The sequence below is a fragment of the Rhodococcus sp. EPR-157 genome, from assembly GCF_001647195.1.
Taxonomy (GTDB): Bacteria; Actinomycetota; Actinomycetes; order Mycobacteriales; family Mycobacteriaceae; genus Rhodococcoides.
Genome location: NZ_LVCV01000546.1, coordinates 1 through 2926 on the forward strand (window position 1 = coordinate 1; position 2926 = coordinate 2926).

Below are 2926 nucleotides of genomic sequence, written 5' to 3' on the forward strand. Positions count from 1 at the left end.
ACCCTCGCCGACCTCAACACCGCCGAAACCGACACCGCCCGCACCCGAATCCGCATCATCCGCAGACAATTCCGACAACACAAACACATCCAACAACTCCGCGAACAACTCCGCGAACGAAACGAACCCCCACCCTTCTGACCGACCACCAGAAAAGGACCGGCACGACTCCGGGTGCTGCCGGATGTCAGTGCTGCGCTCGCGCGATCGCACCGGCGAACAATTCGGTGATCGCATCGCCGATCGCGTGTTGGTCGATCTCATCGGGATCGACGGAGTGTTCGACGGCCAGGCCCGAGATCAAGGCGAGCAGCGATGTGGCTACTCTGCGGGCGTCGAGAGTATCGGCGACACCCCATGCCGCAGCCCGCTCGGCGATCAGTCGCTCGAGTTCGCCGCGGAGGCGACGACGCTCACGTCGGTAGTCCTCGGCGAGCTCCGGGGTTCGACCGGCCTGGATACCGAACTCGGTGACGAGCAGTGGCCACCGCGGTTCGTCGACGACCCAGTCTGCGATAGCGTCACCGCCTCTACCTGCGGCGTCGCCGGGGCCGAGACCGGACACAGTGTCGATCACCCGCGCTGCGAGATCCATCGACCGCTTGGACAACAGCTCCGCGAACAGCGCCTGCTTGGAATCGAAATTCGAGTAGACCGCCCCCTTGGTGAAGCCTGCCCTCCGGGCGATGTCTTGCAATTTGGCTGCCGCGTAACCGTTCTCGGTGAACTCGTCGGCAGCCGCCTGCAGCAGCCGTTCTCGAACGTTCTCCCGGCCCGGCCGCTGTGTCGATGCCCACGTTCCTTGACCCTCAGTAGTCACGATACCTAGGGTATTCAATACCCGGGGTATTGAACAGTCGGAGAACCACACAGATCGCGAAGGAGTCCACATGCGCAAGGTCGTCTTGATTGCGATCGGAGTTCTGATACTCCAGCTCGGTTTCATCGCCAGCTACGTCGCGGCCTTCCACCAGCCTTCACCGCACGAGATCCCCATCGCCGTGGTCGCAGAACAGGGACTTCCCGCCGGGCTGGACGCCGACACCGTCGCCAAGCTCAACGCCATCGACGGCACGCCTCTGTCGGCTCGAACCGCGTCCAGCACCGCCGAAGCCCGCGATCTCATCCGCAACCGCGACGTGCTCGGCGCCTACGTCGTCAGCCCGACCGGCACCGACACCCTCATCACCGCCAGCGCTGCGGGCAGCTCGATCTCCGCTGCGCTGGAGTCGATCTTCACAGGGATCGAACAGACTCAGAACCGCCAATTCGTCGTTCGCGACGACATTCCTGTCGGAATCCACGACAACCGCGGCCTGTCCGGCTTCTACCTGGCCGTGGGCTGGGTCGTCGGCGGATACTTGCTGGCCGCCGCCATCGGCTTGCTCGTCGGAGCACCGAAATCTCGTCGAGACGCAGCCGCCCAACTGGGGATCTTCGCCGGCTACTCGGTCCTTTCGGGAGCACTGGGAGCATTCATCGTCACTCACCTGCTTGGCACGTTCGCCGGTCACTGGTTCCCGCTGTGGTTGCTCGGGACGGCAGTCGTGTTCGCGACGTCGGTCTTCACACTCGGCCTGCGCGCCGCAATCGGCGTCGCGGCAGTTCCGATCGCGATCATCGTGTTCGTCATCCTCGGCAACCCCAGCGCGGGTGGGGCATTCGGACCGAATGTCCTCCCCGACTTCTATGCGGCCGTCGGCCGCTGGATCACTCCCGGCATCGGAACGGAAGGGGTACGCAGCATCGTGTACTTCTCCGGAACCGGCCTGGGCCAACCCGCACTGGCACTCGCCCTGTATTCCATCATCGGTGTCGGCCTGCTGTTCGTCTTCTCCAAGTCCCGGGTGGCGTCACCAGAGATCGAGAAGTCCGAGCCGCTCCCAGTATTCTGACCCCTATGACAGCAACTTTCCCCCTCCCCTTGCCCGATCTCGCCGTCCGCACCCTCGGCGGCGCAGTCGTGTGGGCGAACGACGAAACGTTCGCGGAGAAGGAGAATTTGGTCAAGCCGGGCAAAGCCGATTACCAGACCGCAACGTTCGGCCACAAAGGCCAGATCTACGACGGTTGGGAGACGCGCAGGCGTCGGGAAGCGGGTTACGACGAGGCCATCGTCCGTCTCGGGGCCCCCGGCGTCGTGGATGCTGTCATCGTCGACACCGCCTGGTTCACCGGCAACTATCCACCGGAGATTTCCGTCGAAGCAGCCTCGGTCGAGGGCTTCCCATCCGCGCAGGAGCTACACGAAGAGACAGAGTGGCAGACCATCGTCGCCAAGAGTCCCGTCGACGGCGACACCGAGAACCGGTTCAAGGTTGCGTCCGATGAGCGCTGGACCCACGTGAAGTTGTCGATCTACCCCGACGGTGGCGTCGCACGGTTGCGCGTTCTCGGCCGTGGACGTCCCGATCCGCGGTTCATCGCAGCCGGACCGTTCGACCTCGCCGCCCTGGAGAACGGCGGGTACGTCTCGGCCTGCTCCAACATGTTCTACAGCTCGCCGAACAACCTGCTCTTCCCCGGCCCTCCGCGGTCGATGGGCGAAGGGTGGGAGACCTCACGTAGGCGCAACGACGCCAACGACTGGGTTCAGGTCCACCTGGCTGGAACTGGAACGATCAACCTGGCCGAGCTGGACACCTCGTGCTTCCTCGGTAACGCACCCGGTGCAGCATCGCTGAAGGGCAGGCTCGGTGACGGCGAGTGGATCGATCTCCTTCCTCGCACCCGACTCCAGCCCGATACCCGTCACCGGTTCCTCCTCGACCACACCGAACCGGTGTCCGAGGTCCGCATGGACATCTACCCCGACGGCGGCATGGCGAGGCTCAGACTGTTCGGAGACTTGGCGGCCTGACTGCGAACTCGCCGCCGTAGCAATACCCTTGGAAGATGCCCCGGCTTCTTCACCCGAACGCAGCAC

General features: G+C 64.3%; 3 protein-coding genes. 2 read left to right on the forward strand and 1 reads right to left on the reverse strand.

Features of this window, described 5'->3' with window-relative positions:
• Window positions 1-187: 187 nt before the first annotated feature.
• Window positions 188-820 (reverse strand): TetR/AcrR family transcriptional regulator, encoded by a 633-nt coding sequence (locus A2J03_RS24115; RefSeq protein ID WP_068379049.1) that lies wholly within the window; start codon window positions 818-820, stop codon window positions 188-190.
• Window positions 821-890: 70 nt separating this feature from the next.
• Between A2J03_RS24115 and A2J03_RS24120 the strand changes: the two genes are divergently transcribed.
• A complete protein-coding gene (locus A2J03_RS24120) occupies window positions 891-1895 on the forward strand; it encodes a hypothetical protein (RefSeq protein WP_068379051.1) in 1005 nt (334 codons plus the stop codon).
• A gap of 5 nt (window positions 1896-1900) precedes the next feature.
• Window positions 1901-2860 carry an allantoicase gene (gene alc, locus A2J03_RS24125; RefSeq protein ID WP_068379054.1) on the forward strand — a complete coding sequence of 320 codons (960 nt, stop codon included), beginning with the start codon at window positions 1901-1903 and terminating at the stop codon, window positions 2858-2860.
• The last annotated feature ends 66 nt before the right edge of the window (window positions 2861-2926 follow it).